Source organism: Burkholderia sp. PvR073 (genome assembly GCF_054055695.1).
On record NZ_JBSRXO010000003.1, the window covers coordinates 326,036 to 349,558 of the forward strand.

General features: G+C 68.1%; 25 protein-coding genes. 19 read left to right on the plus strand and 6 right to left on the minus strand.

Annotated features, from left to right (window positions below; translation table 11 throughout):
* Positions 1-93 precede the first annotated feature (93 nt).
* From ACVK00_RS13210 to ACVK00_RS13230, 5 genes are all read left to right on the plus strand, one after another.
* Positions 94-1,932: a phosphodiesterase gene (locus ACVK00_RS13210; protein ID WP_284894285.1), complete on the plus strand. Its 1,839-nt coding sequence runs from the start codon at positions 94-96 to the stop codon at positions 1,930-1,932.
* A 538-nt stretch (positions 1,933-2,470) separates the two neighbouring features.
* The gene (locus ACVK00_RS13215; protein ID WP_006754117.1) at positions 2,471-3,490 is read left to right on the plus strand and encodes a LacI family DNA-binding transcriptional regulator; all 1,020 of its coding nucleotides are present in this window, start codon (positions 2,471-2,473) and stop codon (positions 3,488-3,490) included.
* A complete protein-coding gene (locus ACVK00_RS13220) occupies positions 3,487-4,767 on the plus strand; it encodes an AGE family epimerase/isomerase (protein WP_228906003.1) in 1,281 nt (426 codons plus the stop codon). The genes ACVK00_RS13215 and ACVK00_RS13220 overlap by 4 nt, the downstream gene beginning before the upstream one ends.
* Complete coding sequence (locus tag ACVK00_RS13225; RefSeq protein WP_228906004.1) at positions 4,764-5,672, plus strand: carbohydrate kinase family protein; 909 nt, start codon at positions 4,764-4,766, stop codon at positions 5,670-5,672. Before ACVK00_RS13220 ends, ACVK00_RS13225 begins: the two co-directional genes overlap by 4 nt.
* A 107-nt stretch (positions 5,673-5,779) precedes the next feature.
* Positions 5,780-6,001, plus strand: coding sequence for a hypothetical protein (locus ACVK00_RS13230; protein WP_006754114.1), 222 nt, complete (start codon positions 5,780-5,782; stop codon positions 5,999-6,001).
* 75 nt (positions 6,002-6,076) lie between these two features.
* On the opposite strand, the gene ACVK00_RS13235 is transcribed toward ACVK00_RS13230, so the two are convergent.
* Positions 6,077-6,271, minus strand: coding sequence for a DUF2905 domain-containing protein (locus ACVK00_RS13235; RefSeq protein ID WP_228906011.1), 195 nt, complete (start codon positions 6,269-6,271; stop codon positions 6,077-6,079).
* A gap of 323 nt (positions 6,272-6,594) precedes the next feature.
* Positions 6,595-7,785: a class I SAM-dependent methyltransferase gene (locus ACVK00_RS13240; RefSeq protein WP_284893191.1), complete on the minus strand. Its 1,191-nt coding sequence runs from the start codon at positions 7,783-7,785 to the stop codon at positions 6,595-6,597.
* 13 nt (positions 7,786-7,798) lie between these two features.
* On the opposite strand from ACVK00_RS13240, the gene ACVK00_RS13245 reads away from it, so the two are divergent.
* The 9 genes from ACVK00_RS13245 to ACVK00_RS13285 all read left to right on the plus strand — a co-directional run bounded on the left by ACVK00_RS13245 (position 7,799) and on the right by ACVK00_RS13285 (position 14,946).
* Positions 7,799-8,542 carry an SDR family oxidoreductase gene (locus ACVK00_RS13245; protein WP_284893189.1) on the plus strand — a complete coding sequence of 248 codons (744 nt, stop codon included), beginning with the start codon at positions 7,799-7,801 and terminating at the stop codon, positions 8,540-8,542.
* A gap of 78 nt (positions 8,543-8,620) precedes the next feature.
* Positions 8,621-9,025, plus strand: a complete 405-nt coding sequence (locus ACVK00_RS13250; protein ID WP_166724248.1) for a dihydroneopterin aldolase — start codon at positions 8,621-8,623, stop codon at positions 9,023-9,025.
* The gene (gene ttcA / locus ACVK00_RS13255; protein ID WP_284893186.1) at positions 9,022-10,020 is read left to right on the plus strand and encodes a tRNA 2-thiocytidine(32) synthetase TtcA; all 999 of its coding nucleotides are present in this window, start codon (positions 9,022-9,024) and stop codon (positions 10,018-10,020) included. The genes ACVK00_RS13250 and ttcA overlap by 4 nt, the downstream gene beginning before the upstream one ends.
* 135 nt (positions 10,021-10,155) lie before the next feature.
* The gene (gene glmU, locus ACVK00_RS13260; protein ID WP_228906018.1) at positions 10,156-11,517 is read left to right on the plus strand and encodes a bifunctional UDP-N-acetylglucosamine diphosphorylase/glucosamine-1-phosphate N-acetyltransferase GlmU; all 1,362 of its coding nucleotides are present in this window, start codon (positions 10,156-10,158) and stop codon (positions 11,515-11,517) included.
* A gap of 51 nt (positions 11,518-11,568) precedes the next feature.
* Entirely contained in the window at positions 11,569-13,386 is a 1,818-nt protein-coding gene (gene glmS / locus ACVK00_RS13265) for a glutamine--fructose-6-phosphate transaminase (isomerizing) (RefSeq protein WP_284893184.1), read from the plus strand.
* Between the two features lie 142 nt (positions 13,387-13,528).
* The gene (locus tag ACVK00_RS13270; RefSeq protein ID WP_175670700.1) at positions 13,529-13,894 is read left to right on the plus strand and encodes a type II toxin-antitoxin system RelE/ParE family toxin; all 366 of its coding nucleotides are present in this window, start codon (positions 13,529-13,531) and stop codon (positions 13,892-13,894) included.
* A complete protein-coding gene (locus tag ACVK00_RS13275) occupies positions 13,887-14,207 on the plus strand; it encodes a helix-turn-helix domain-containing protein (RefSeq protein WP_006760978.1) in 321 nt (106 codons plus the stop codon). Before ACVK00_RS13270 ends, ACVK00_RS13275 begins: the two co-directional genes overlap by 8 nt.
* 83 nt (positions 14,208-14,290) lie before the next feature.
* Complete coding sequence (locus ACVK00_RS13280) at positions 14,291-14,728, plus strand: hypothetical protein (RefSeq protein ID WP_284893179.1); 438 nt, start codon at positions 14,291-14,293, stop codon at positions 14,726-14,728.
* Positions 14,728-14,946, plus strand: coding sequence for a hypothetical protein (locus tag ACVK00_RS13285; protein ID WP_124496473.1), 219 nt, complete (start codon positions 14,728-14,730; stop codon positions 14,944-14,946). The genes ACVK00_RS13280 and ACVK00_RS13285 overlap by 1 nt, the downstream gene beginning before the upstream one ends.
* A 90-nt stretch (positions 14,947-15,036) precedes the next feature.
* Here the strand turns inward: ACVK00_RS13285 and ACVK00_RS13290 are convergent, their stop codons facing one another.
* Together ACVK00_RS13290 and ACVK00_RS13295 are read right to left on the minus strand one after the other, a co-directional pair.
* Complete coding sequence (locus tag ACVK00_RS13290; RefSeq protein ID WP_284893175.1) at positions 15,037-15,873, minus strand: FTR1 family iron permease; 837 nt, start codon at positions 15,871-15,873, stop codon at positions 15,037-15,039.
* A gap of 12 nt (positions 15,874-15,885) precedes the next feature.
* A complete protein-coding gene (locus ACVK00_RS13295) occupies positions 15,886-16,218 on the minus strand; it encodes a cupredoxin domain-containing protein (RefSeq protein WP_006488047.1) in 333 nt (110 codons plus the stop codon).
* 329 nt (positions 16,219-16,547) lie between these two features.
* On the opposite strand from ACVK00_RS13295, the gene ACVK00_RS13300 reads away from it, so the two are divergent.
* Complete coding sequence (locus ACVK00_RS13300) at positions 16,548-16,748, plus strand: heavy-metal-associated domain-containing protein (protein WP_166724254.1); 201 nt, start codon at positions 16,548-16,550, stop codon at positions 16,746-16,748.
* A gap of 60 nt (positions 16,749-16,808) precedes the next feature.
* On the opposite strand, the gene ACVK00_RS13305 is transcribed toward ACVK00_RS13300, so the two are convergent.
* Positions 16,809-18,299: an aldehyde dehydrogenase gene (locus ACVK00_RS13305; RefSeq protein ID WP_284893118.1), complete on the minus strand. Its 1,491-nt coding sequence runs from the start codon at positions 18,297-18,299 to the stop codon at positions 16,809-16,811.
* 85 nt (positions 18,300-18,384) lie between these two features.
* Positions 18,385-18,936 (minus strand): cupin domain-containing protein, encoded by a 552-nt coding sequence (locus ACVK00_RS13310; protein WP_006754613.1) that lies wholly within the window; start codon positions 18,934-18,936, stop codon positions 18,385-18,387.
* A 458-nt stretch (positions 18,937-19,394) separates the two neighbouring features.
* On the opposite strand from ACVK00_RS13310, the gene ACVK00_RS13315 reads away from it, so the two are divergent.
* The 4 genes from ACVK00_RS13315 (at position 19,395) to ACVK00_RS13330 (ending at position 23,481) form a co-directional block, all read left to right on the plus strand.
* Positions 19,395-19,577 carry a hypothetical protein gene (locus ACVK00_RS13315; protein WP_006402789.1) on the plus strand — a complete coding sequence of 61 codons (183 nt, stop codon included), beginning with the start codon at positions 19,395-19,397 and terminating at the stop codon, positions 19,575-19,577.
* A 285-nt stretch (positions 19,578-19,862) separates the two neighbouring features.
* On the plus strand, positions 19,863-20,648 hold the full coding sequence (locus tag ACVK00_RS13320) for a gamma-glutamyl-gamma-aminobutyrate hydrolase family protein (RefSeq protein ID WP_284893076.1): 786 nt from the start codon (positions 19,863-19,865) through the stop codon (positions 20,646-20,648).
* A gap of 29 nt (positions 20,649-20,677) precedes the next feature.
* Positions 20,678-22,015, plus strand: coding sequence for a glutamine synthetase family protein (locus tag ACVK00_RS13325; RefSeq protein ID WP_011658120.1), 1,338 nt, complete (start codon positions 20,678-20,680; stop codon positions 22,013-22,015).
* 38 nt (positions 22,016-22,053) lie between these two features.
* Positions 22,054-23,481, plus strand: coding sequence for an aspartate aminotransferase family protein (locus ACVK00_RS13330; RefSeq protein ID WP_284893073.1), 1,428 nt, complete (start codon positions 22,054-22,056; stop codon positions 23,479-23,481).
* Positions 23,482-23,523 lie beyond the last annotated feature (42 nt).

The window sequence follows — 23,523 nt, forward strand, 5'->3', positions numbered from 1 at the left end:
ATCGCCGCGCATCGTGTCACGAAATCTTCATTCAATTCTTCGCGCGCGCTGCCGTTAAAGTCGGGCGTCCCGTCGCCTCGGCCGCCCTCCCCCATGCCCGCGCCCCATCCTGACTCGTCCGTTGCTCCCACCACGCGCCTGATCGCGGAGCGCGCGCTCGCCGCCGTGTTCCAACCGATCGTGGACCTCGGATCGGGCACGGTCGTCGGCTACGAAGGCCTGATCCGCGGCCCGCGCGGCACCGACCTCGAGCCGCCGGCCGCGCTGTTCGCGCAGGCCGCCCGCGACGGCGCGACCATCGCGCTCGAGCAGGCGGCCGCGCGCACCTGCCTCGACGCGTTCGCAGCGCTCGGCTGCGACGGCAAGCTGTTTCTCAACTTCAGTGCGGGAACGATCGTGCAACTCGCGCGTGAACGCGAGCGCGCGCGGCAACTGCTCGGCCGGGCGGGGGTCGGGGCCGAGCGCATCGTGATCGAGCTGACCGAGCAGACCGCGATGCCGGACGTCGCGCGCATCGAGCCGGCGGTCGCGTCGCTGCGCGACGCGGGCATCCAGTTCGCGCTCGACGACTACGGCACCGCGAACGCGAGCATGAACCTGTGGTTGCGCCTGCACCCGGATGTCGTGAAGATCGACCGCTTCTTCATCCACGACATCGCGCGCGACCCGCTCAAGTTCGAGGCGGTCAGGGCGATGCAGCACTTCGCGCACGCGAGCGGCGCGCAGCTGATCGCGGAAGGAATCGAGAACGCGTGCGACCTGGTCGTCGTGCGCGATATGGGCATCTGCTGCGTGCAGGGCTTCCTGCTCGGTCGGCCGAACGCGCGGCCGTCGCCGGTCGTCGCGCCGGCCGCGCGCGACGCGATCCGCACCCCGCACATCGCGGTGTTCCCCGGCGCGACGCGCACCGCGCGGCCGGCCGGCACGATCGCGGCGAAGATGCTCGTCCCCGCGCCGGCGCTGCCGCGCGAGGCGACCAACAACGACGTGCTCGACCTGTTCAACCGGATGCCCGGCCTGCACGCGGTCGCGCTCGTCGAACGCGGGCGGCCGATCGCGCTCGTGAACCGGCGCGGCTTCATCGACCGCTTCACGCTGCCGTACCACCGCGAGGTGTTCGGGAAGAAGCCGTGCCTGCAGTTCGCGAACGACGCGCCGCTGATGATCGACAACGCAACCTCGGTCGAGCAGCTCGCGATGCTGCTCGCGAGCCACGACCAGCGCTATCTCGCGGACGGTTTCGTGATCACCGAACACGGCCGCTACCTCGGGCTCGGCACCGGCGAGAGCCTCGTGCGCGCGGTGACCGAGATGCGCATCGAGGCCGCGCGCTACGCGAATCCGCTGACCTTCCTGCCCGGCAACATCCCGATCAGCGCGCACATCGACCGCCTGCTGGAGCGCGACGCCGGCTTCCATGCGTGCTACGTCGACCTGAACCAGTTCAAGCCGTTCAACGATCAGTACGGCTACTGGCAAGGCGACGAAGTGCTGAAGTTCGCGGCGACGGTGCTGGCCGGCGTGTGCGATCCGCAGCGGGATTTTCTCGGACACGTCGGCGGCGACGATTTCCTCGTGCTGTTCCAGCGCGACGACTGGCGCGCGCGGGCGACCGACGCGATCGCCCGCTTCAACGACGGCGCGCAGCGCTTCTACACGCAGGCCGACCGGCTGGCGGGCGGGCTGCGCGGCGAGGACCGCTACGGCAACCCCGCGTTCTTCGGCTTCGTGACGATGGCGATCGGCGCGGTCGGCGTGCCGGCAGGCGCGCACGGCGCGATGCGCTACGGCAGCGACGAGATCGCGTCAGTCGCCGCGCTCGCGAAGCGGCGGGCGAAACAGCAGCCGGGCGGGCTCGCGGTCGTCGATCTCGATGCGGGCCGCGCGGCGCTGCGCGAGCGCGGCGAGCCGCCGCTCGCGGCGGCGGGTTGAACGGCGGGCCGAGCGGCGAGCTGAGCGGCGAGCTGGGCGGCGGGCTGAACGGCGGGCTGAACGACGGTGAGCGAGCGGCTGAACGGCGGGCTCCGAGCGGCGGGCTGAACGGCGAGCTGGGCGGCGGGCCGAACGGCGGGCTGAACGACGGTGAGCGAGCGGCTGAACGGCGGGCTCCGAGCGGCGGGCAGCGGCCGGCCGCATGCCGGGCGGCCGCTCGACAGGCCGTCGGCTTGCCCGAACGACATTACCGGTGCTGCACGCCCGTGCCGCCCCGATCCCCGGCGACGCCTGTCGACCGGCCCTGTTGCGCCGAACATCCGAACGCATGCGACGCGCCGCCTCCCAGCACCACCCCGTTCCATCCGATCACCTTGCCTTTTTCGCGTTTTGTTTAGTATTTTTAGTAACGGCGTTTTCGCAGATTAGCACGTAAAAAACCCGTTATTTCCGGGTATTCCCCGGTTATCCGGCCCGAATTTGGCGCCGAGTTTTACTATACAATCGCCGTCACCCTAAACAAACCGGACCCCGAACGATGGGCACCACCATTCGCGACGTAGCGCGGGCGGCAGAGGTCTCGATCGGCACCGTCTCCCGCGCGCTGAAAAACCAGCCGGGCCTGTCCGAAGCCACGCGCGCGCGCATCGTCGAGATCGCGCAGCGGCTCGGTTACGACCCGGCCCAGTTGCGCCCGCGCATCCGCCGGCTCACCTTCCTGCTGCACCGCCAGCACAACCGCTTTCCCGCCAGTCCGTTCTTCTCGCACGTGCTGCACGGCGTCGAGGACGCGTGCCGCGAGCGCGGCATCGTGCCGACGCTGCTCACGGTCGGTCCGAACGACGACGTGCTGCGCCAGATGCGCCCGCACGCGCCCGACGCGATCGCGGTGGCCGGCTTCATCGAGCCCGAGACGATCGAGGCGCTCGCCGCGACCGGCCGCCCGCTCGTGCTGATCGACCTGTGGGCGCCCGGCCTGCGCTCGGTGAACATCGACAACGCGACGGGCGCGGCGCTCGCGATGCGCCACCTGCTCGCCACCGGCCGCTCGCGGATCGCGTTCATCGGCGGCTCCGCCGCGCACTACAGCATCGCGCAGCGCGCGATCGGCTACCGGCGCGCGTTCTTCGAGGCCGGGCGGCTGTTCGATCCCGCGTACGAAGTGACGATCGACGCCGGGCTCGACCCCGACACCGGCGCCGCGCGCGCGATGCAGCAGCTGCTCGACGCGCCCGGCCCGCGCCCCGACGCCGTGTTCGCATACAACGACGCCGCCGCGCTGGCCGCGCAGCGCGTGTGCATCGCGCGCGGCGTGCGGATTCCGGAAGACATCGCGATCGTCGGCTTCGACGACATCCCCGCCGCCGCGCACGCGAACCCGCCGCTCACGACGCTCGCCGTCGACAAGGAAGCGCTCGGCCGCCGCGGCGTCGAACTGCTGCTCGCCGAAGCGCCCGAGCGCACCGAGATCTCCCTGCCCGTCGAGCTGATCGTGCGGGCCAGCAGCCAGCCCGCCGGCTCACCGGCACTCGATACCGCCACGGTCACCGAATCATGAACATGCCCCCGGTCCAATCCCGCACGGCCACGCCGGCCAACCACGCGCAAGCGGCACCGTTCGTCGCGAGCTTCCGCGATCCGTCGTTCCTGCTGTCGCACATCGAGGACACGCTGCGCTTCTACGCGACGAACGCGTTCGACCCGACGGGCGGCTTCTACCACTACTTCCGCGACGACGGCAGCATCTACAACCGCACGTCGCGGCATCTGGTCAGCAGCTGCCGGTTCGTCTTCAACTACGCGATGGCGTACCGGCATTTCGGCGATCCGCGCCATCTCGAGTACGCGCGCCACGGGCTGCGCTTCCTGCGCGACGCGCACTGGGACGACGACCTGCAGGGCTACGACTGGGAACTCGACTGGCGCGACGGCGCGAAGCACGAGACGCTCGACGCCACGCGCCACTGCTACGGGCTCGCGTTCGTGCTGCTGGCCGCCGCGCACGCGACCATGGCCGGCATCGACGAAGCGCGTGCGCTGATCGCGTCGACCTACGAGCTCGCCGAGCACCGCTTCTGGGATGCGGCCGCGGGCCTCTATGCGGACGACGCGACGCCGAACTGGAACGTGTCGTCATACCGCGGCCAGAACGCGAACATGCACATGACGGAGGCGCTGCTCGCGGCCTACGAGGCGACCGGCCACGTCACCTACCTCGACCGCGCGGAGAAGCTCGCGACCCATATCACGCAGCGCCAGGCCGCGCTGTCGGGCGGCCTCGTGTGGGAGCACTACCATGCGGACTGGTCGGTCGACTGGGACTACAACAAGGACGACAGCTCGAACATCTTCCGTCCGTGGGGCTTCCAGCCCGGGCACCAGACCGAATGGGCGAAGCTGCTGCTGATCCTGGAACGGCACCGCCCGCTCGACTGGCTCGTGCCGCGCGCGGCCGAGCTGTTCGACGCGGCGCTCACGCACGCGTGGGACGCCGATCACGGCGGCCTCTGCTACGGCTTCGGCCCCGACTTCACGATCTGCGACCACAACAAGTATTTCTGGGTGCAGGCGGAAACCTTCGCGGCGGCCGCGATGCTCGGCGCGCGCACCGGCAGCGAGCGCTTCTGGGACTGGTACGACGAGATCTGGCGCTACAGCTGGGCGCATTTCGTCGATCACCGCTACGGCGCGTGGTACCGGATCCTCACCTGCGACAACCGCAAGTACAGCGACGAGAAGAGCCCGGCCGGCAAGACCGACTATCACACGATGGGCGCGTGCTATGACGTGCTCGCGACCCTTGCCCGTGCGGCGCGCAGCGAGCCGACGCAATGAGCGGCGGCACGTTTCCGGCATTCGTGTCGGCAGGTGACATCCTGACCGACATGGTGCGCGCGGGCGACGCGCAGTGGACCTCGGTGCCGGGCGGCGCCGGCTGGAACGTCGCACGCGCGGTCGCGCGGCTCGGCGTGCCGAGCGCGCTCGCCGGCGCGATCGGCGAGGACTGCTTCTCCGACGTGCTGTGGCGCACCAGCGACGCGGCCGGGCTCGACCTGCGCTTCCTGCAGCGCGTGCCGCGCGCGCCGCTGCTCGCGATCGTCCACGAGACCCGGCCGCCCGCGTACTTCTTCATCGGCGATGCCAGCGCGGACCTCGCGTTCGACCCGGCGCGGCTGCCGGCCGGCTGGACCGAACACGTGCAATGGGCGCACTTCGGCTGCATCAGCCTGGTGCGCGAACCGCTCGCGGGCACGCTCGTCGCGCTCGCGGCCGACCTGCACGCGCGCGGCGTGAAGATCAGCTTCGATCCGAACTACCGGAACCTGATGACGGCCGCGTACCGGCCGACACTGGAGAAGATGGCCGGCCTCGCCGACCTGATCAAGGTGTCCGACGAGGACCTGCGCCACCTGTTCGGCGGCGACGGCCCCGACGCGGTCGACGCGGTGCGCGCGCTGAATCCGCGCGCGGCCGTGCTCGTCACGCGCGGCGCGCAGGCGGCGACGCTCTACGCGGACGGCGACGTGCTCGAGGCCAGCCCGCCGCGCGTCGAGGTAGTCGACACCGTGGGCGCGGGCGACGCGTCGATCGGCGGCCTGCTGTTCAGCCTGATGGCCGCGCCGCAGCGGTCGTGGCGCGAGCATCTCGTGTTCGCCCTCGCGGCAGGCGCGGCCGCGTGCCGGCATACGGGCGCGCACGCGCCGACGCTCGACGAGGTCGTCGCGCTGCTCGAACGGTGACGGCATGGGGATGACAGGGGCGGCGCGCTGATCGGTCGCCGATTAGCGGCGCTGTACATGCTGCGCCGCAGTGCTACGATGAAGTGTCCTATTGCGGGAGAGGCACGATGGACACGAACACGTTCACGAAAGGCATCTACACGGCCAAGGCGCATACGCAGCACACCGCCAACGGGCAATTCCAGGGCTACGTGATCCTCGCCCGGGACGACGGCGACGAGACGGAGAACATGCGCTACGACGTCCACACGACGAGCCCGAGCGAGGAAGAGGCGTTCGACGAAGCGAAGGCGCTCGCGCACCGGATCCTCGGCGAGATTGAACTGTGATGCGCGAACCGTAATGCGCGGGACCATCGCGCGCGCCGCGGCCGGACCGCGACGCGCCGCCGCATGCGGCGCGGCTCAGAGCAGCCGCGCGACCATCGACACCAGCATCGTCAGCACCAGCGTCGACATGAACGGGAACGGGTAGCGCCGCCCGCCGAGCGTCAGCGTGACGTCGCCCGGCATCCGCCCGATGCCGAGCTTGCCGAGCCACGGCCAGCAGCGCGTCAGGATCATCACCGCGAAGAACGACGCCATCAGCCAGCGCAGCATGCTAGGGCCTGTTTCCATATGGAACGCGCATGCGTTGCCACGAGAACGGCCGCTCGCGAGGCGCGCGACGCCGCGAATACTGGACGTATTCGCAAGGAGCGCAACGCGGCGAGCGGCCGTTCTCGTGGCAACCCCAAATTAAAAAAATCATGTCACGGGAATGCCCGAAATCGCCCGTATGGCGGCGTCGCTCGTCGCTTGTTTGGCGCGGCCAAACGGCGCTCCTCACTCCTTGCCATACGCCCCGAAGGAAGTCCCCTTGGGGGACGAGCGATTTCGGGCATTCGCATGTGCGTTCCATATGGAAACAGGCCCTCGCCCCGTCAGAGCGCGTGCGAGCGGTCGCCGCGCGCGAACGCGTCGAGCGTGCCGTCGATCCCGCGCGAGAATGCGATCACCTTGAACAGCTCGCCCATCTCGGCCTCCGAGATCAGCTTCTGCACCGCGTTCGCGGCCGGCAGGAACTGGTGAATGTCGGACGGATCGATCGCGGCCAGCGCGTCGGTGATACCCGCGTTCAACAGGAAGCGCGCCTGCGACGTGTAGCCGAGCAGCTCGGCGCCGGTGCCGACGCCCGCGTCGTAGATGCCGGTGAATTCGACGTGCGCGGTGATGTCCTGCAGCCCCGGGTACAGGAATGCGTCGTCATGCGCGTGGTGGCGGTAGTGGCACATGAGCGTGCCGCGCTCGCGCTGCGGATGGTAGTACTCGTGCGCCGGAAAGCCGTAGTCGACCAGCAGAACCGCGCCGCGCGCGAGCATCGTGCACACGGTGCGCGTGAACGCGAGCGCGGCTTCGTGCGTCTCGGTCACATAGCCGTCGTCGACGTCGAGCGTCGCGAGCACCGGCGGCAGGCCGGCAGCGCCGACGGGCCGGTCGTCGAACACGAACGCGTGCCGCGCGTCGAGCGTGACGCCGCGCTCCAGCCACGCGCCGCCCGACTTCGCGAACAGGCGCACCGGCATCGCATCGAGCACCTCGTTGCCGACCACGACGCCGTCGAAGCGCTCGGGCAGCGCGTCGAGCCAGCGCACCTTGCCGGCAAGCGCCGGCGCGGCGGCCGCGATCGTGTCGCGCTGCCGTTCGCGCAGCTCGCCCGATAGATCGACGATCAGGTATTCGTCGAGTTCGACGTCGAGCGCATCGAGTGCCGCGAGCAGCCCGGCCGCGAGCTTGCCCGTGCCCGCGCCGAACTCCATCACGCGACGCGTGCCGCTCGCCGCGAGCGCGTCCGCGACGGGGTTCGCGAGCGTCTGCGCGAACAGCGGCGACAGCTCGGGGGCCGTCACGAAGTCGCTGCCGTCGTCGGCGCGGCGTCCGAACTTGCGCGCGCCGCCGCTGTAATAGCCGAGCCCGGGCGCGTACAGCGCGCGCTCCATGAAGCGGTCGAACGGCAGCCAGCCGCCGGCCGCCGCGATCTCGTCGCGCAGTTGCGCGGCGAGGGTTTCGGACTGCGCAAGCGCGTCAGGGCCGGGAGCAGGTAAACTAGCGGATTCGTGAGCTTTCGGGTTCATCCCGGCATTGTAAATGACCGTTTCAGCCGATACGTCGACCCCGCGCATCGCGCTCGTCGCAGGCGCGCTGGACAGCGCGGCCGACGCCGCGTCGCTCGGTCGTGCGCTCGCGACCGCCTTCGCGCAGCGCGGCTGGGACGTCGCGCTGCAACGCAGCCCGGGCGCGCCGCGCGCGGTGGGCGACGCGCTCGTCGCCGAGGTCGCCGCCCGGGGCCGCCGCGCGGCCGTGCTCGACGCCGATCTGGCCCTGGAAGCCGACGCGGCCGCGCTCGTCGCCGCCTGCGGCGCGGCGCTCGGCCGGCCCACGTGTGTGGTGTTCGTGAGCGCGTGCGCCGGCACCGACGACGCGCAGACGGTAGACGCCGCATCGCTCGCCGGCGCGCTTGCCCGCAACGTGACGGCGCCGCTCGCGCTGGCCCGCGCGCTCGCCGATGCGACGCCCGACGCCGCGCGCGACGATGAAACGCTGCGCGCGTGCGTGATCCACGTGCTGGACCAGGCGCTGTTTCACCCGGCGCCGGCCCGGCTGTCGCATGCGCTGATGCAGGCCGCGCTGAACCGCGCGACCGCCGCGCTGGCGCTGGCCCTCGCGCCGAAGGTGCGCGTCGCGGCGCTCGTGCGCGGCCACGCGCCGCACGCGGACGACATCGCGGCGGCGGCCTGCTATCTCGCGACCGCGCCCGGCGTCACGGGCGCGACGCTGACCGTCGACGGCGGCGAGCACCTGGTGCCGCCCGCCGCCGGCCCGAATGAATGAACTGCGCGGATCGCGCGGCCTGATTGCCGCCGTCCGCGCCGCTTTGCGTGCGCGCACGCCAATTTGACTGGGACGACCATGTTTTCCGCTCTCCTGCACCCCCGCCTCGCGGACTGCCGCAGGCTCTACCTGCGCGACTACGAGGTGCACATCAACATCGGGGCCTTCGAACACGAGAAGCGCGGCGAGCAGCGCGTCGTCATCAATATCGACCTGTTCGTGCCGCTCGCGCTGTCCACCCCCGTCGACGACCGGCTGCATGAAGTCGTCGACTACGACCTGATGAAGCAGAGCGTCGCGCAGTGTCTCGCGCGCGGCCACATCCACCTGCAGGAAACGCTGTGCGACGCGATCGCCGCGAACCTGCTGGCGCACGACACCGTGCGCGCGGTACGTGTCCGTACCGAGAAACCGGACGCCTATCCGGACTGCGACGCCGTCGGCGTCGAAGTCTTTCGCATCAAGGACGAGGAGCGCGCATGAACGCCCCCCACATGCATGACACGGCGGCCGATGGCGCCGCCATCGAAGCCACCGTCGCCGAGACCGGCCGCCGCGCGCTGACGCGCCGCGAGCAGAAGGAAGCGTACGAGAACAACAAGCTGTTCAAGCGGATCGTGCGCCAGGTCGGCCAGGCGATCGGCGACTACAACATGATCGAGCAGGGCGACAAGGTGATGGTGTGCCTGTCGGGCGGCAAGGACAGCTACGCGATGCTCGACGTGCTGCTGCGCCTGCGCGAGCGCGCGCCGATCGACTTCGACATCGTCGCGGTCAACCTCGACCAGAAGCAGCCGGGCTTCCCCGAGCACGTGCTGCCCGAATACCTGACGCAGATCGGCGTGCCGTTCCACATCGAGAACCAGGACACCTACAGCATCGTCAAGCGGCTCGTGCCGGAGGGCAAGACGACCTGCTCGCTGTGCTCGCGGCTGCGCCGCGGGATCCTGTACCGCGTGGCCGGCGAGCTCGGCGCGACCAAGATCGCGCTCGGCCACCACCGCGACGACATCCTGCAGACGCTGCTGCTCAACATGTTCTACGGCGGCAAGCTGAAGGGGATGCCGCCGAAGCTGCAGTCGGACGACGGCAAGAACGTCGTGATCCGCCCGCTCGCGTACGTGAAGGAGATCGATCTCGAGAAATTCGCGGAGCTGCGCGAATTCCCGATCATCCCGTGCAACCTGTGCGGCAGCCAGCCGAATCTGAAGCGCGCGGAAATGAAGGCGCTGATCCGCGACTGGGACAAGCGCTTCCCGGGCCGCGTCGACAACATGTTCAGCGCGCTCGCGAACGTCGTGCCGTCGCACCTGATGGATACGACCCAGTTCCCGTTCGCGTCGCTGCGCGCGACCGGCCAGGCCGATCCGCAGGGCGACATCGCGTTCGACGAGGAGCCGTGTGCATCCGGTGACGACACCGCCGCGACGCGCGACGGCGCCCGACCGATCTCGATCGTCCAGTTCGACGACCTGTAAGCAGGGCCCGAACACCTGCCGGAACCGCGGCCCGCGGCCGCGTTCCGGCGCTGTCGCCCCGCCGCGACAGGCCCGGAACGCCGGGGGCCGCATGCTAAAATGGACGGCTTCGAACTCCTCTGACAAGCTGGCGCCATGAATATCGTGATTTTGGCGGCAGGCACCGGCAAGCGCATGCGTTCCGCGCTGCCGAAAGTGCTCCATCCCCTGGCCGGCAGGCCGCTCCTCTCCCACGTCATCGCCACCGCGCGCACGCTGCAGCCGTCGCGGCTCGTCGTCGTCGTCGGTCATGGCGCCGAGCAGGTTCAGGCCGCCGTCGGCGCGCCCGACGTCCAGTTCGCGCTGCAGGCCGAGCAACTCGGCACCGGCCATGCGGTGCGCCAGGCGCTGCCGCTGCTCGATCCCGCGCAACCGACGCTGGTGCTGTACGGCGACGTGCCGCTCACCCGCGCGTCGACGCTGCGGCGTCTCGTCGACGCCGCGCGCGAAGGCAGCTACGGGATTCTGACCGTCACGCTCGACGATCCCACCGGCTACGGCCGCATCGTGCGCGACACGGCCGGCTCCGTCACGCGCATCGTCGAGCAGAAGGACGCGTCGCCCGAACAGCTGAAGATCGCCGAGATCAACACCGGCATCATCGTCACGCCCACGGGCCAGCTGTCGATGTGGCTCGGCGCGCTGAAGAACGAGAACGCGCAGGGCGAGTACTACCTGACCGACGTCGTCGAACTCGCGATCGAGGCCGGCTTCGAGGTCGTCACGTCACAGCCCGACGAGGAATGGGAAACGCTCGGCGTGAACAGCAAGGCGCAGCTCGCGGAACTCGAGCGCATCCATCAGCGCAACGTCGCCGATGCGCTGCTCGTCGACGGCGTCACGCTCGCCGATCCGGCGCGCCTCGACGTGCGCGGCACGCTGCGCTGCGGCCGCGACGTGTCGATCGACGTGAACTGCGTGTTCGAAGGCAACGTGACGCTCGCCGACAACGTGACGATCGGCGCGAACTGCGTGATCCGCAACGCGTCGGTCGGCGCCGGCACGCGCATCGACGCTTTCACGCACATCGACGGCGCCGAGCTCGGCGCGGACACCGTGATCGGCCCGTACGCGCGGCTGCGCCCGGGCGCGAAGCTCGCGGATGAAGCGCACGTCGGCAACTTCGTCGAGGTGAAGAACGCGGTGATCGGCCACGGCTCGAAGGCGAACCACCTGACGTACATCGGCGACGCCGACATCGGCGCGCGCGTGAACATCGGCGCGGGCACGATCACCTGCAACTACGACGGTGCGAACAAGTTCCGCACCGTGATCGAGGACGACGTGTTCGTCGGCTCGGACACGCAGTTCGTCGCGCCGGTGCGCGTCGGCCGCGGCGTGACGATCGCGGCCGGCACGACGATCTGGAAGGACGTCGCCGAGGGCGTCCTCGCATTGAACGAGAAGACGCAGACCGCGAAGAGCGGCTACGTCCGCCCGGTCAAGAAGAAAAATTGACATCACGCGGGCGCCCCACGGCGCCCGTTTCCACATAGAGGGTAGATTTTCATGTGCGGCATTGTCGGCGCAGTTGCGCAGCGTAATATCGTTCCGGTGCTGATCGAAGGATTGCGGCGCCTCGAATACCGTGGCTACGATTCGTGCGGTGTCGCCGTGCTCGAGCCGGGCGCTCCGAAGCGCGCGCGCAGCGTCGCGCGCGTCGCCGATCTCGACGCGCAGGTCCACGAATCGCACCTCGAAGGCACGACCGGCGTCGCGCACACGCGCTGGGCGACGCACGGCGCGCCCGTCACGCACAATGCGCACCCGATCTTCTCGTCGAACGCGCTCGCGCTGGTGCACAACGGCATCATCGAGAACTTCGAGACGCTGCGCGAAGCGCTGCGTGCGAAGGGCTACGAATTCGTGTCGCAGACCGACACCGAAGTGATCGCGCACCTCGTGCACAGCCTGTATCGCGGCAACCTGTTCGACGCCGTGCGCGAAGCCGTGCAGCAGCTGCACGGCGCGTATGCGATCGCGGTCACCCACAAGGACGAGCCGCACACGGTCGTCGGTGCGCGCCAGGGTTCGCCGCTTGTCGTCGGTCACGGCGACGGCGAGAACTTCCTCGCGTCCGACGCGCTGGCGCTGGCCGGCAGCACCGACCGCTTCACGTTCCTCGAGGAAGGCGACGTGTGCGAGCTGTCGCTCGACGGCGTGAAGATCGTCGATCGCCACGGCGCGCTCGCGCAGCGCGAGATCCGCGTCGTCAGCGCGTACGGCGGCGCGGTCGAGCTGGGCCCGTATCGCCACTTCATGCAGAAGGAAATCTTCGAGCAGCCGCGCGCGATCGGCGACACGGTGCCGCAAACCGACGCGTTCGACGCGACGCTGTTCGGCGATGCAGCCCCCGCCGCGTTCGCGGACATCGACAGCCTGCTGATCCTCGCATGCGGCACGAGCTACTACTCGGGCCTCACCGCGAAGTACTGGCTCGAATCGATCGCGAAGATCCCGACCCAGGTCGAGATCGCGAGCGAATACCGCTACCGCGAGTCGGTGCCGAACCCGCGCCAGCTCGTGCTGGTGATCTCGCAATCGGGCGAGACGGCCGACACGCTCGCCGCGCTCAAGCACGCGCAGTCGCTCGGCCATACGCATACGCTCGCGGTGTGCAACGTCGCGACGAGCGCGATGGTGCGCCTCACCGAGATGCAGTTCCTGACGCACGCGGGCACCGAGATCGGCGTCGCGTCGACGAAGGCGTTCACGACCCAGCTCGTCGCGCTGTTCGTGCTGGCCGCGACGCTCGGCAAGCTGCGCGGGCACGTCGACGCCGCGCAGGAAGCGCAATTCCTGAAGCAGTTGCGCCACCTGCCGGCCGCGCTGAACAGCGTGCTCGCGCTCGAGCCGCAGATCATCGCGTGGTCGGAGGAATTCGCACGCAAGGAAAACGCGCTGTTCCTCGGCCGCGGGCTGCACTACCCGATCGCGCTCGAAGGCGCGCTGAAGCTGAAGGAAATCTCGTACATCCACGCGGAAGCCTATCCGGCCGGCGAACTGAAGCACGGGCCGCTCGCGCTCGTCACGGAAGCGATGCCGGTCGTCACGGTCGCGCCGAACGACACGCTGCTCGAGAAGCTGAAGTCGAACATGCAGGAAGTGCGTGCGCGCGGCGGCGAGCTGTACGTGTTCGCGGATGCCGACACGCAGATCGTCAACGACGACGGCCTGCACGTGATCCGGATGCCGGAACACTACGGGCAGCTGTCGCCGATCCTGCACGTCGTGCCGCTGCAGCTGCTCGCGTATCACACCGCGTGCGCGCGCGGCACCGATGTGGACAAGCCGCGCAACCTCGCGAAGTCGGTGACGGTGGAGTAACGCAGGTCTCCCGGACGGGCCGTCGCCGCCCCGTCCGGACCACGTATCGGCACGAAGCAGCGCACGAAGCAGGCCGTTCGGCCAGGTCGAAATATGTACCACGTAGTGGTATATAATCCTGTGCTAACTCGACTGGCTCGACATGTCTGCTTCCGTACGACGCGTGTTCAAGACGAAGTGGTTTCACAAGGCAGCAGGAAAGGCGGGAATCGGCGATCGCGACCTGTGCCGGGCGGTTCGGGAACTGGCGCGGGGCCAGGGCATCGACCTCGGCGGCAACGTCTGGAAGAAGCGCCTGGACGACAATCGCCAGCGAGGCATCGTGCTGGGCAAGGTCGGGCATACGTGGGTGTTCGTGTTCCTGTTCGCGAAACGTGACCGCGACAACATCGATGCACGCGAGCTGCGCGCCTTCCGGAAGCTCGCCGCGGATGTCGGTCGACACACCGACGTCGACATCGCGACGCTGGTCGCACTGAACGAGTGGGTGGAGATTTGCAATGGCTAAGAGTCGATTCAAGAGCGACGCGACGGAGGCGGTCCACAGCGCCGCGTCGGGCCTTTATCGCGCGCAATTGATCGACAAGAAGACGATGCGCGAATACGACGCGCTCTGCATCGAAGCTGCACCGCAGTTCGATCCGGAGGCGATCGCCCGTATCCGCAAGTCGGTCAACGTCAGCCAGAGCGTGTTCGCGCTCTATCTGAACACGACCACATCGACGATCCGCCAGTGGGAACAGGGCGACAAGCGTCCGAGCGGCATCGCCGCGCGTATGCTGCAAATCGTCGAGAAGCACGGGCTCGAGGTGTTCTCCTGAACCGCCTTCCCCGAATGCGCACGGGCGGCCGATCCCGCACCGGATACCGCGACGCGAGCCGCAAGCAAGATGACGGAGAGACCATGGTAAGACTGTTTGGATGCGGATTGCTGGCGCTGACTTTCGCGTCGACGGGCTGGGCGGCCGAGCACTACGTCGAAGTCTGGAACCCGCCTGAGGCGCGGCAGCCGGCAGCACGGACACCGACCCTGCACGCCGGCGGCAAGGCCGTTGAAAAGCATGCGAGCGTGCAGCCGAAGGCCGCGGTCAAGCCGCACAATCGCCGCGTCGCGCAAGCCGTGAAGGCCGCCCCGCATCGTCCGCCCGCCGCGACGGTCGACGCGCCGGTCGCACCGCGCCCGGTCGCGCAGCCCGCGCCGGGCCGGCTCACGGTGATGCAGCCGGTCGCGCCCGACACGCCGCACGCGCTCAATTTCTCCCACATCCCGCGGCAATACACGCCGGACGGCAACGTGCTGCGCGTCGGCACGAACGACCGTTCCGCGAAGGTGACGCGATAATGGAAGCGCAGACCTATCACGGCTACCAGATCTGGGGCCACGCAATCCTGCAGCAGGACGAGATCCTGCAGCCCGAACGCTTCGCGGCGAGCGGCACGATCACGCAGAACAATCGGCTCGTCGAAGCGTCGGGCGTGCTCGGCGTGTTCGATACCGAGGACGAAGCGCGCGAAGCGGGGCTCGAATGGGCCCGCGCGTGGATCGACGGTCATCGCTGAACGGGTCACGCGCCGACTGCGCGCGAACCGTCAACGCAAAGAAAAAGGGGCGTCCACACGACGCCCCTTTTTGCATTCGGACCCGCCGGCTCAGGCGACCGGACGCGGCGGCCTCATGGCCGTATGCGGGCGGCCGACGAGCCGCGTGAGCACGACGATCGCGACCAGCGTGACGAGGTACGCGACGATCTGGATCCCCGCCGGACGCGCGGTATAGCCGACCAGCGTGTGCAGCGCCTTGCCGACGATGCTCGATTCCTTGAGCAGCCACGACGTGTCCCAGACCGCGTCGCCCCACGACGGCACGAGGCCCGCCGCGAGCAGGAAGCCGGCACACTGGCTCGCCATCCCCGCCGCGAGCAGCACGATCAGCGCGTTGGTGACGGAGAACAGGCGCTTCAGCGGAATCTGCAGCAGGCCCGCGTACATCGCGTAGCCGAGCCCGGCTCCGCCGAGCACGCCGAGCAGCCCGCCGGCGATCATCTGCGGCGTCTGCCCCGGATCGCCCGCCGCGATGCCGTACAGGAACAGCACGGCCTCGGAGCCTTCGCGCAACACCGCGACGCCGACCACGATCGCCAGCCCCGTCAGCGGCCGGCTGCCGGCCGCGACGGCCCGCCCGACTTTGCCCATGTGCAGCGCCATCTCGCGGCCGTGGCTGCTCATCCAGATGCAGTGCCACGCCAGCATCAGCGTCGCGACGAACATCACGCCCGCGTTGAAGACTTCCTGCCCCATGCCGGACGCCCATTGCGAGATCACGTCGGCGAACGCGGCGATCAGGCCCGCGCCGATCACGCCGCCGACGAGCCCGCCGCCGACCCACCAGCCGCGCCGCGGCACGCCCTTCGTGGCGGCCATCACGATCGAGACCACCAGCGCGGCCTCGAGCACTTCACGAAAGACGATCAGGGCGGTCGACAGCATGGTGATGTCCGCTTACTTGACGGTGAGGTGCGTCTTCGACTGCGCTTCGTGATACTCGTCGTGGAACTCGTAGGTGCCGGCCTTCAGCGGCCCGACGAGAATCTCGACCGACTTGCCGGCGGGCACGACCTTCTCCGCCTTGAAATCGTCGCTTTCGAATTCCGCGGGCGTCGCGTCGAGGTTCTTGACGACGAACTTCACCTTCTTGCCGGCCGGGATCGTCACGCCATCGGGCGAGAACTTGTGGTCCTTCAGCGTCAGGTTGACGACATCGTCGGCAGCGAAGGCGGACGTTGCCGATGCGCCCAACAGGGCCAGTGCGAAGCCGATGGCGAAACGAGTCATGTTGGTAATGAAAAGAAATATCGAGGGGAATCGATACTAAGATCGATTCGCATTTTCAACTCGCAGTACCCTTACTCAGATCATGGAGATCGTGCGTCGTCGATTCCGCACGCGCCTTGCGGCGCAAGGCTCCGCCAGGGTTCGCCGAGAATGCGCGGCCGTCAATCGGGACAAATTCGGGCTGACGCGCGCGGACGAATCGCGATTCGTCTGACTTCACGTTTACAACCAGCTGTCGCAACATCGCACGCCGCGAACGGGCTTGACCTTCCCACCATGGCAAGCTTCATGCTGGACGTACTCGTCAATCGTCAACTCAGGAGAACACGATGGAATTCGAAGTCCAGGACATGACCTGCGGCGGCTGCGCCAATGCGATCACGCGCGCCGTGACGGCGGCGGACCCGGCCGCGAAGCTCGACATCGACGTGGCCGCGAAGATCGTCAAGGTCGAATCGGCGCAAGGCGCCGAGCGCGTGCAGTCGGTCATCGAGGCCGCGGGCTTCCACCCGGCACTGCGCTCGGCCTGACGCGGGTGCGGCACACGCGGGCGCGGTGCCGGCCGGCACCGCGCCCGCCCACCGACTGCGTCAGCGCAGCCGGATCAGCGTCGACTTCAGCTCGGTGTACTTCTCGAGCGCGTGCAGCGACTTGTCGCGGCCATTGCCCGACTGCTTGTAGCCGCCGAACGGGAAGTTCATGTCGCCGCCCTCGTCGTAGCAGTTCACCCACACCGTGCCCGCGCGCAGCCGGCGCGACACGTCGTGCGCGGTCGTCAAATCCGACGTCCACACGGCCGCCGCGAGCCCGTACTCGGTATCGTTCGCGATCCTGACCGCCTCGTCGATGTCGTCGAACACGATCACCGACAGCACGGGACCGAAGATCTCCTCGCGCGCGATCCGCGCATCGGGCTTCACCTCGAACACCGTCGGCTCCACGTAGAAACCGCCCGATGCCTCGTTCACACGTGCGCCGCCCGTGACGAGCGTGCCTTCCTTGCGCCCGGCGTCGATGTAGCCGAGCACGCGCTCGAGTTGAATCCCGTCGACGATCGCGCCCATCGATACCGACGGATCGAGCGGGTTGCCCGGCACGTACGCACGCGCGGCCGCGACCAGCTTCTCGATGAACGCCTCCTTGATGTCGCGATGCACGAGCAGGCGCGAGCCGGCCGTGCACATCTCGCCCATGTTGTAGAAGATCGCGCCGGCCGCGGCCTGCGCGGCACGGTCGAGATCCGGACAATCCGACAGCACGATGTTCGGCGACTTGCCGCCGAGTTCGAGCCACGCACGCTTGAGGTTCGACTGCGCGGCGTACTGCATGATCAGCTTGCCGACCGCGGTGGAGCCGGTGAACGCGATGCAGTCGACGTCGCGATGCAGTGCGAGCAGCTTGCCCGGTTCGCCCGCGCCCGGCACGACGTTGAACACGCCGGCCGGGATGCCGGCCTCGAGCGCGAGCTGCGCGACGCGGATCGCGGTCAGCGGCGACTTCTCCGACGGTTTCAGCACGACGCTGTTGCCGGCCGCGAGCGCCGGGCCGAACTTCCATGCGGCCATCAGGATCGGGAAGTTCCACGGCACGACGGCCGCCACCACGCCGACCGGCTCGCGCGTGACGAGACCGACGAGATGATGGTCGGCCGGCGCGACTTCGCCGCCCACCTTGTCGATCGCTTCGGCGAACCACTCGACGCAATACGCGGCGCCCGGCACGTCGACCGTCGTCGTATCGCCGATCGGCTTGCCCGCGTCGAGCGTCTCGAGCAGCGACAGTTCGTCGAGATGCTCGCGCATCAGCGCGGCCCAGCGCAGCAGCACGACCTTGCGCGCGCGCGGGTTCAGTCCGGCCCACACGCCGGCGTCGAACGCGCGGCGCGCGGCCGCAACCGCGGCGTTCACATCGGCTTCGCCGCAATCGGCCACCTTCGCGAGCACGCGGCCGTCGATCGGGCTCACGCAGTCGAACGTCTTGCCACCGTGCGCGTCGCGCGACGCGCCGTCGATGAATGCGCGCCCTTCGATCTCGAGCGACGCCGCCTTGTCCTGCCAGTCAGCCAAAGTCAACTTATTCATCAGGATGCCTCAATTGTCGTGGCATTCGCGCAGCGGCGCGCCGCGTAATGGCAACACTGCCGGCGGCGAATGCGGTGATGCGCGGTCAGAAGGTCGCCGGCGAATTGGCCGACACGACCTCGCAGAGCTGTTCCGCGCTGGGATTGCGAAAACGGTGCGGCAAACGGCTTTCGAAGTAGTAGCCGTCCCCGGGGTCGAGCAGCCAGGTCGCGCTGTCGACGGTGAGCTCCAGCCGGCCCGACACGACCACGCCGCCCTCGTGCCCCGCGTGCACGAGCATCTCGGGCCCCGTATCGGCAAGCGGCTGGTAGATCTCGCGCATGATGCACATGTTGCGATCCTTCACGCCCGCGCCGACCAGGTGGAACGCGAGCGTGTCGTTGCCGAGGTTCGGCATCTCGTCACGGCGCGACACGACCGAGCGCGACTCGACCAGCTCGAACGTGAAGAACTCCGCGAGACTCATCGGGATGCATTCGAGCAGTTTCTTCAGCGAGCCGACCGACGGGCTCACGCGGCCCTGTTCGATCAGCGAGATCGTGCCGTTGGTCACGCCGGCCCGCTTCGCGAGTTCGCGCTGCGACAGGCCATGCTTGTTGCGCACGAAACGCAGGCGCTCGGCGACTTCGGTAGACATCGATTCGGTTTCGGACACGATAGTAGTGCGGTGAAAAGGTGAAACGACGCGTTGGGCAGCCGTTGAATATTCTAATCACTTTATGCCGCGCATCAGCGGGGAAAACCCTGAAAGGCGTTCGAAATAATGAACACCCGAAACCGCATTCCATTTACGAATATTTTGTTCGGAGTGCCTCGGGAAAGCCCTGACACGGGACCGTCAAAAAACATTTGACGCCGTTTTTGGCTCGTATATGCTGGCTCTCAGGTCAGCGTCATTGACCATTCATTGGCACCGAAAAACGTTATCGCAACGTAAAAATTGATGCCGATCGATGTAAATGACGCAGGCCCGACACCTCGATTATTTTAAACGCCCCGCGCGCCGAAACGATCAGGTGTTCAATACTTTCAACAAACCAGTCGAGTGTAATCGTGAGAGTCCGTGGCCCTCTGGTGAGGTGGGATCGAGGCGATGTGCGAAGTTTGCGCAGCGCTGCTCCCGCTTCCGATGGCAGTTGCGGCTGGCATAGTCCTCGCCTGCTGCACCTGTCGATCTACACCATCCTGTCCCGTCGTTCCGTTCGGCGTCACAACGCCGTATCCGCACGTGCATTCGTGGCCGTCGATACCGACGAAGTCGCGTCGCTGCTGCCATAGCGCCTCTCCCCCTTTTCTCGTCGTCCGTTTCAGCTGCCTGTTCGTCTGCCGCGCCGTCTGCGCGGTGACGGAACGCGTTCGCGCATCGATTGCCGCGTCGCGCATCGCAACGAAACGAACGACGGCCTGATCGTCGCGCACAGCGCGGGCCGCCACGCGACCCCGTCGTGCCCATTCATCAGCGGCCTTGACGCTCTGCGCCAGGCTGCGGGGCTCTGTCACGCCCGCGTTTTGCCGTCTCCGGCGCAACGCACGTGCAAGCCTTATGGACAACTGATTGACGTCATGGAAAGGAAACCCCTCGTCGGCATCACCGCCGACTTCATGCAGATCGGCGCACACGCGTCGCACACGGTCGGCGACAAGTACGTCGCGGCGATCGTCGACGGCGCGCACGCGTTCGCGATGGTGCTGCCCGCGCTCGGCGATCGGCAGTCGGTCGACGACGTGCTCGACACGGTCGACGGCCTGCTGTTTACCGGCAGCTATTCGAACGTCGAGCCGCGTCTGTACGGCGGCGAGCCGAGCACACCCGGCACGAAGCACGACCCGGCACGCGATGCGACGACGCTGCCGCTGCTGCGCGCGGCGATCGTGGCGGGCGTGCCGGTGCTCGCCGTCTGCCGCGGCTTCCAGGAGCTGAACGTCGTCTGCGGCGGCACGCTGCATCAGCACGTGCATGAAGTGCCGGGCCTCGCGGATCACCGCGAGGACGACGCCGCGCCGATGGAATCGCAATACGGCCCCGCGCACGTCGTGCACCTGACGCCCGGCGGCCTGCTGCATGCGCTCGCCGGCGGACGCGACGAAGTACACGTGAACTCACTGCACAAGCAGGGCATCGCGCAGCTCGGCTCCGGCCTCGCCGTCGAAGCCGTCGCACCGGACGGCCTGATCGAGGCCGTGAGCGTCGTCGACGCACCGGCTTTCGCACTCGCCGTGCAATGGCATCCGGAATGGCGGCATGCGCAGGACCCGCTGTCGAGCGCGATCTTTCACGCGTTCGGCGACGCCTGCCGCGCCCGCCGCGCCGCCCGCACGCACACCACGGCCGCTGCCGCGCTCGCATGAGCGCGCCGACCCACACAACGAGAACGGACATGCAAGACATGGAAGACTTTCTGAGACAGCACCGGATCACCGAAGTCGAGGCGATCATTCCCGACATGGCCGGCATCGCACGCGGCAAGATCACGCCGCGCAACAAGTTCACGTCCGGCGAATCGATGCGCCTGCCGCAGGCCGTGATGGTGCAGACCGTCACCGGCGAATATCCGGAAGACGGCTCGCTGACCGGCGTGACCGACCCCGACATGGTGTGCGTGCCCGACGCGTCGACGATCCGCCTGATCCCGTGGGCCAGCGACCCGACCGCGCAGGTGATCCATGATTGCGTGCACTTCGACGGCTCGCCGGTCGAGATCTCGCCGCGCTACGTGCTGCGCCGCGTGCTCGACCTGTACAAGGCCAAGGGCTGGAAGCCCGTGGTCGCACCGGAGCTCGAGTTCTACCTGGTCGACATGAACAAGGATCCCGACCTGCCGCTGCGTCCGCCGGTGGGCCGTACGGGCCGTCCGGAAACGGGCCGCCAGTCGTACTCGATCGAGGCCGTCAACGAGTTCGATCCGCTGTTCGAAGACATCTACGAGTACTGCGAAACGCAGGGTCTCGACATCGACACGCTGATCCACGAAGTCGGCGCCGCGCAGATGGAGATCAATTTCATGCACGGCGATGCGCTGTCGCTGGCCGACCAGGTGTTCCTGTTCAAGCGCACGGTGCGCGAGGCGGCGCTGCGGCACAACATGTACGCGACGTTCATGGCCAAGCCGATGGAAGGCGAGCCGGGCTCCGCGATGCACGTGCACCAGAGCATCGTCGACGAGGAAACGGGCCGCAACCTGTTCACGTCGCCCGAGACGGGCGGTGCGACCTCGCTGTTCTACAACTACCTCGCCGGGCTGCAGAAGTACACGCCGGCGCTGATGCCGATCTTCGCGCCGTACATCAACTCGTATCGCCGGCTGTCGCGCTTCATGGCCGCGCCGATCAACGTGCAGTGGGGCTACGACAACCGCACGGTCGGCTTCCGCATCCCGCACTCGGGCCCGGCCGCACGCCGCATCGAGAACCGGATCCCGGGCGTCGACTGCAACCCGTACCTCGCGCTCGCGGCGACGCTCGCGGCCGGCTATCTCGGCATGACGCAGCGCCTCGAGCCGACCGAACCGCTCGTCAGCGACGGCTACGACCTGCCGTACCAGCTGCCGCGCAATCTCGAGGAAGGGCTCACGCTGATGGCCGCGTGCGAGCCGCTCGGCGAGATTCTCGGCCACAAGTTCCTGAAGGCGTATTTCGCGCTGAAGGAAACCGAATACGAAGCGTTCTTCCGCGTGATCAGCTCGTGGGAACGCCGTCATCTGCTGCTGCACGTGTAAGCGCGCGCACCAACCCAATACGGAAATACGGAGGAAACATGAGTTACCGCAACGAATCCGCGTGGATCCAGCCCGCCGCACCGGCGGCCCGCACGACGCAGGCCCGCTCGACCGCCGAATACCGCGCGCTCGACGCCGCGCACCATATTCACCCGTTCTCTGACATGGGCGCGCTCAATCGCGCGGGCAGCCGCGTGATCGTGAAGGCCGACGGCGTCTACCTGTGGGACTCCGACGGCAACAAGGTGATCGACGGGATGGCCGGCCTCTGGTGCGTGAACGTCGGCTACGGCCGCAAGGAGCTCGCCGACGCCGCGTATCGTCAGCTGCAGGAACTGCCGTTCTACAACACGTTCTTCAAGACCACGCACCCGCCGGTGATCGAACTGTCGGCGCTGCTCGCCGAAGTCACGCCCGCGGGCTTCAACCACTTCTTCTATTGCAACAGCGGCTCGGAAGGCAACGACACCGTGCTGCGCGTCGTGCATCAGTACTGGCGCGTGCAGGGCCAGCCGCAGAAGAAGTTCGTGATCTCGCGCAAGAACGGCTATCACGGCTCGACGATCGCGGGCGGCACGCTCGGCGGGATGGGCTACATGCACGAGCAGATGCCGTCGAAGGTCGAGCACATCGTGCACATCGACCAGCCGTATTTCTTCGGCGAAGCGCAAGCCGGCGAGACGCCCGAAGCGTTCGGCCTCGCACGCGCGCAGCAGCTCGAGGCGAAGATCCTCGAACTCGGCGCGGAGAACGTCGCCGCGTTCATCGGCGAGCCGTTCCAGGGCGCGGGCGGCGTGATCTTCCCGCCGTCGACGTACTGGCCGGAAATCCAGCGGATCTGCCGCAAGTACGACATCCTGCTCGTCGCCGACGAAGTGATCGGCGGCTTCGGGCGCACCGGCGAATGGTTCGCGCATCAGCACTTCGGCTTCGAGCCGGACCTGATCACGATGGCCAAGGGCCTGACGTCGGGCTACGTGCCGATGGGCGCGGTGGGCATTCACGAGCGCGTCGCGCGGCCGATCATCGACAACGGCGAATTCAATCACGGCCTCACGTACTCGGGGCACCCGGTGGCGGCGGCCGTCGCGGTCGCGAACCTGAAGCTGCTGCGCGACGAAGGGATCGTCGAGCGCGTGAAGCGCGACACGGGCCCGTACTTCCAGGCGCTGATGCGCGAAACCTTCGCGCGTCACCCGATCGTCGGCGAGGTGCACGGCCACGGCCTCGTCGCGAGCCTGCAGCTCGCCGAAGCGCCGGCCGAACGCCGGCGCTTCGCGAACGGCGGCGACGTCGGCACGATCTGCCGCGACTTCTGCTTCAACGGCAACCTGATCATGCGCGCGACCGGCGACCGGATGCTGCTGTCGCCGCCGCTCGTGATCTCGCGTCAGGAAATCGATGAAGTCGTATCGAAGGCGAAGAAGGCCGTCGATGCGACCGCCCAGCAACTGGGCCTTTCGTAACGACCTTGCCTTCAGGCGTGCGGCGGGCGCCGCACGCCACCA

What these genes read in the sequence shown, in the direction of transcription:
- ACVK00_RS13210 (WP_284894285.1), top strand. Translation starts at nt 94, where the DNA reads ATGCCCGCGCCCCATCCTGACTCGTCCGTTGCTCCCACCACGCGCCTG.
- ACVK00_RS13215 (WP_006754117.1), top strand. Translation starts at nt 2,471, where the DNA reads ATGGGCACCACCATTCGCGACGTAGCGCGGGCGGCAGAGGTCTCGATC.
- ACVK00_RS13220 (WP_228906003.1), top strand. Translation starts at nt 3,487, where the DNA reads ATGAACATGCCCCCGGTCCAATCCCGCACGGCCACGCCGGCCAACCAC.
- ACVK00_RS13225 (WP_228906004.1), top strand. Translation starts at nt 4,764, where the DNA reads ATGAGCGGCGGCACGTTTCCGGCATTCGTGTCGGCAGGTGACATCCTG.
- ACVK00_RS13230 (WP_006754114.1), top strand. Translation starts at nt 5,780, where the DNA reads ATGGACACGAACACGTTCACGAAAGGCATCTACACGGCCAAGGCGCAT.
- ACVK00_RS13235 (WP_228906011.1), bottom strand. Translation starts at nt 6,271, where the DNA reads ATGCTGCGCTGGCTGATGGCGTCGTTCTTCGCGGTGATGATCCTGACG.
- ACVK00_RS13240 (WP_284893191.1), bottom strand. Translation starts at nt 7,785, where the DNA reads ATGAACCCGAAAGCTCACGAATCCGCTAGTTTACCTGCTCCCGGCCCT.
- ACVK00_RS13245 (WP_284893189.1), top strand. Translation starts at nt 7,799, where the DNA reads ATGACCGTTTCAGCCGATACGTCGACCCCGCGCATCGCGCTCGTCGCA.
- ACVK00_RS13250 (WP_166724248.1), top strand. Translation starts at nt 8,621, where the DNA reads ATGTTTTCCGCTCTCCTGCACCCCCGCCTCGCGGACTGCCGCAGGCTC.
- ttcA (WP_284893186.1), top strand. Translation starts at nt 9,022, where the DNA reads ATGAACGCCCCCCACATGCATGACACGGCGGCCGATGGCGCCGCCATC.
- glmU (WP_228906018.1), top strand. Translation starts at nt 10,156, where the DNA reads ATGAATATCGTGATTTTGGCGGCAGGCACCGGCAAGCGCATGCGTTCC.
- glmS (WP_284893184.1), top strand. Translation starts at nt 11,569, where the DNA reads ATGTGCGGCATTGTCGGCGCAGTTGCGCAGCGTAATATCGTTCCGGTG.
- ACVK00_RS13270 (WP_175670700.1), top strand. Translation starts at nt 13,529, where the DNA reads ATGTCTGCTTCCGTACGACGCGTGTTCAAGACGAAGTGGTTTCACAAG.
- ACVK00_RS13275 (WP_006760978.1), top strand. Translation starts at nt 13,887, where the DNA reads ATGGCTAAGAGTCGATTCAAGAGCGACGCGACGGAGGCGGTCCACAGC.
- ACVK00_RS13280 (WP_284893179.1), top strand. Translation starts at nt 14,291, where the DNA reads ATGGTAAGACTGTTTGGATGCGGATTGCTGGCGCTGACTTTCGCGTCG.
- ACVK00_RS13285 (WP_124496473.1), top strand. Translation starts at nt 14,728, where the DNA reads ATGGAAGCGCAGACCTATCACGGCTACCAGATCTGGGGCCACGCAATC.
- ACVK00_RS13290 (WP_284893175.1), bottom strand. Translation starts at nt 15,873, where the DNA reads ATGCTGTCGACCGCCCTGATCGTCTTTCGTGAAGTGCTCGAGGCCGCG.
- ACVK00_RS13295 (WP_006488047.1), bottom strand. Translation starts at nt 16,218, where the DNA reads ATGACTCGTTTCGCCATCGGCTTCGCACTGGCCCTGTTGGGCGCATCG.
- ACVK00_RS13300 (WP_166724254.1), top strand. Translation starts at nt 16,548, where the DNA reads ATGGAATTCGAAGTCCAGGACATGACCTGCGGCGGCTGCGCCAATGCG.
- ACVK00_RS13305 (WP_284893118.1), bottom strand. Translation starts at nt 18,299, where the DNA reads ATGAATAAGTTGACTTTGGCTGACTGGCAGGACAAGGCGGCGTCGCTC.
- ACVK00_RS13310 (WP_006754613.1), bottom strand. Translation starts at nt 18,936, where the DNA reads ATGTCTACCGAAGTCGCCGAGCGCCTGCGTTTCGTGCGCAACAAGCAT.
- ACVK00_RS13320 (WP_284893076.1), top strand. Translation starts at nt 19,863, where the DNA reads ATGGAAAGGAAACCCCTCGTCGGCATCACCGCCGACTTCATGCAGATC.
- ACVK00_RS13325 (WP_011658120.1), top strand. Translation starts at nt 20,678, where the DNA reads ATGCAAGACATGGAAGACTTTCTGAGACAGCACCGGATCACCGAAGTC.
- ACVK00_RS13330 (WP_284893073.1), top strand. Translation starts at nt 22,054, where the DNA reads ATGAGTTACCGCAACGAATCCGCGTGGATCCAGCCCGCCGCACCGGCG.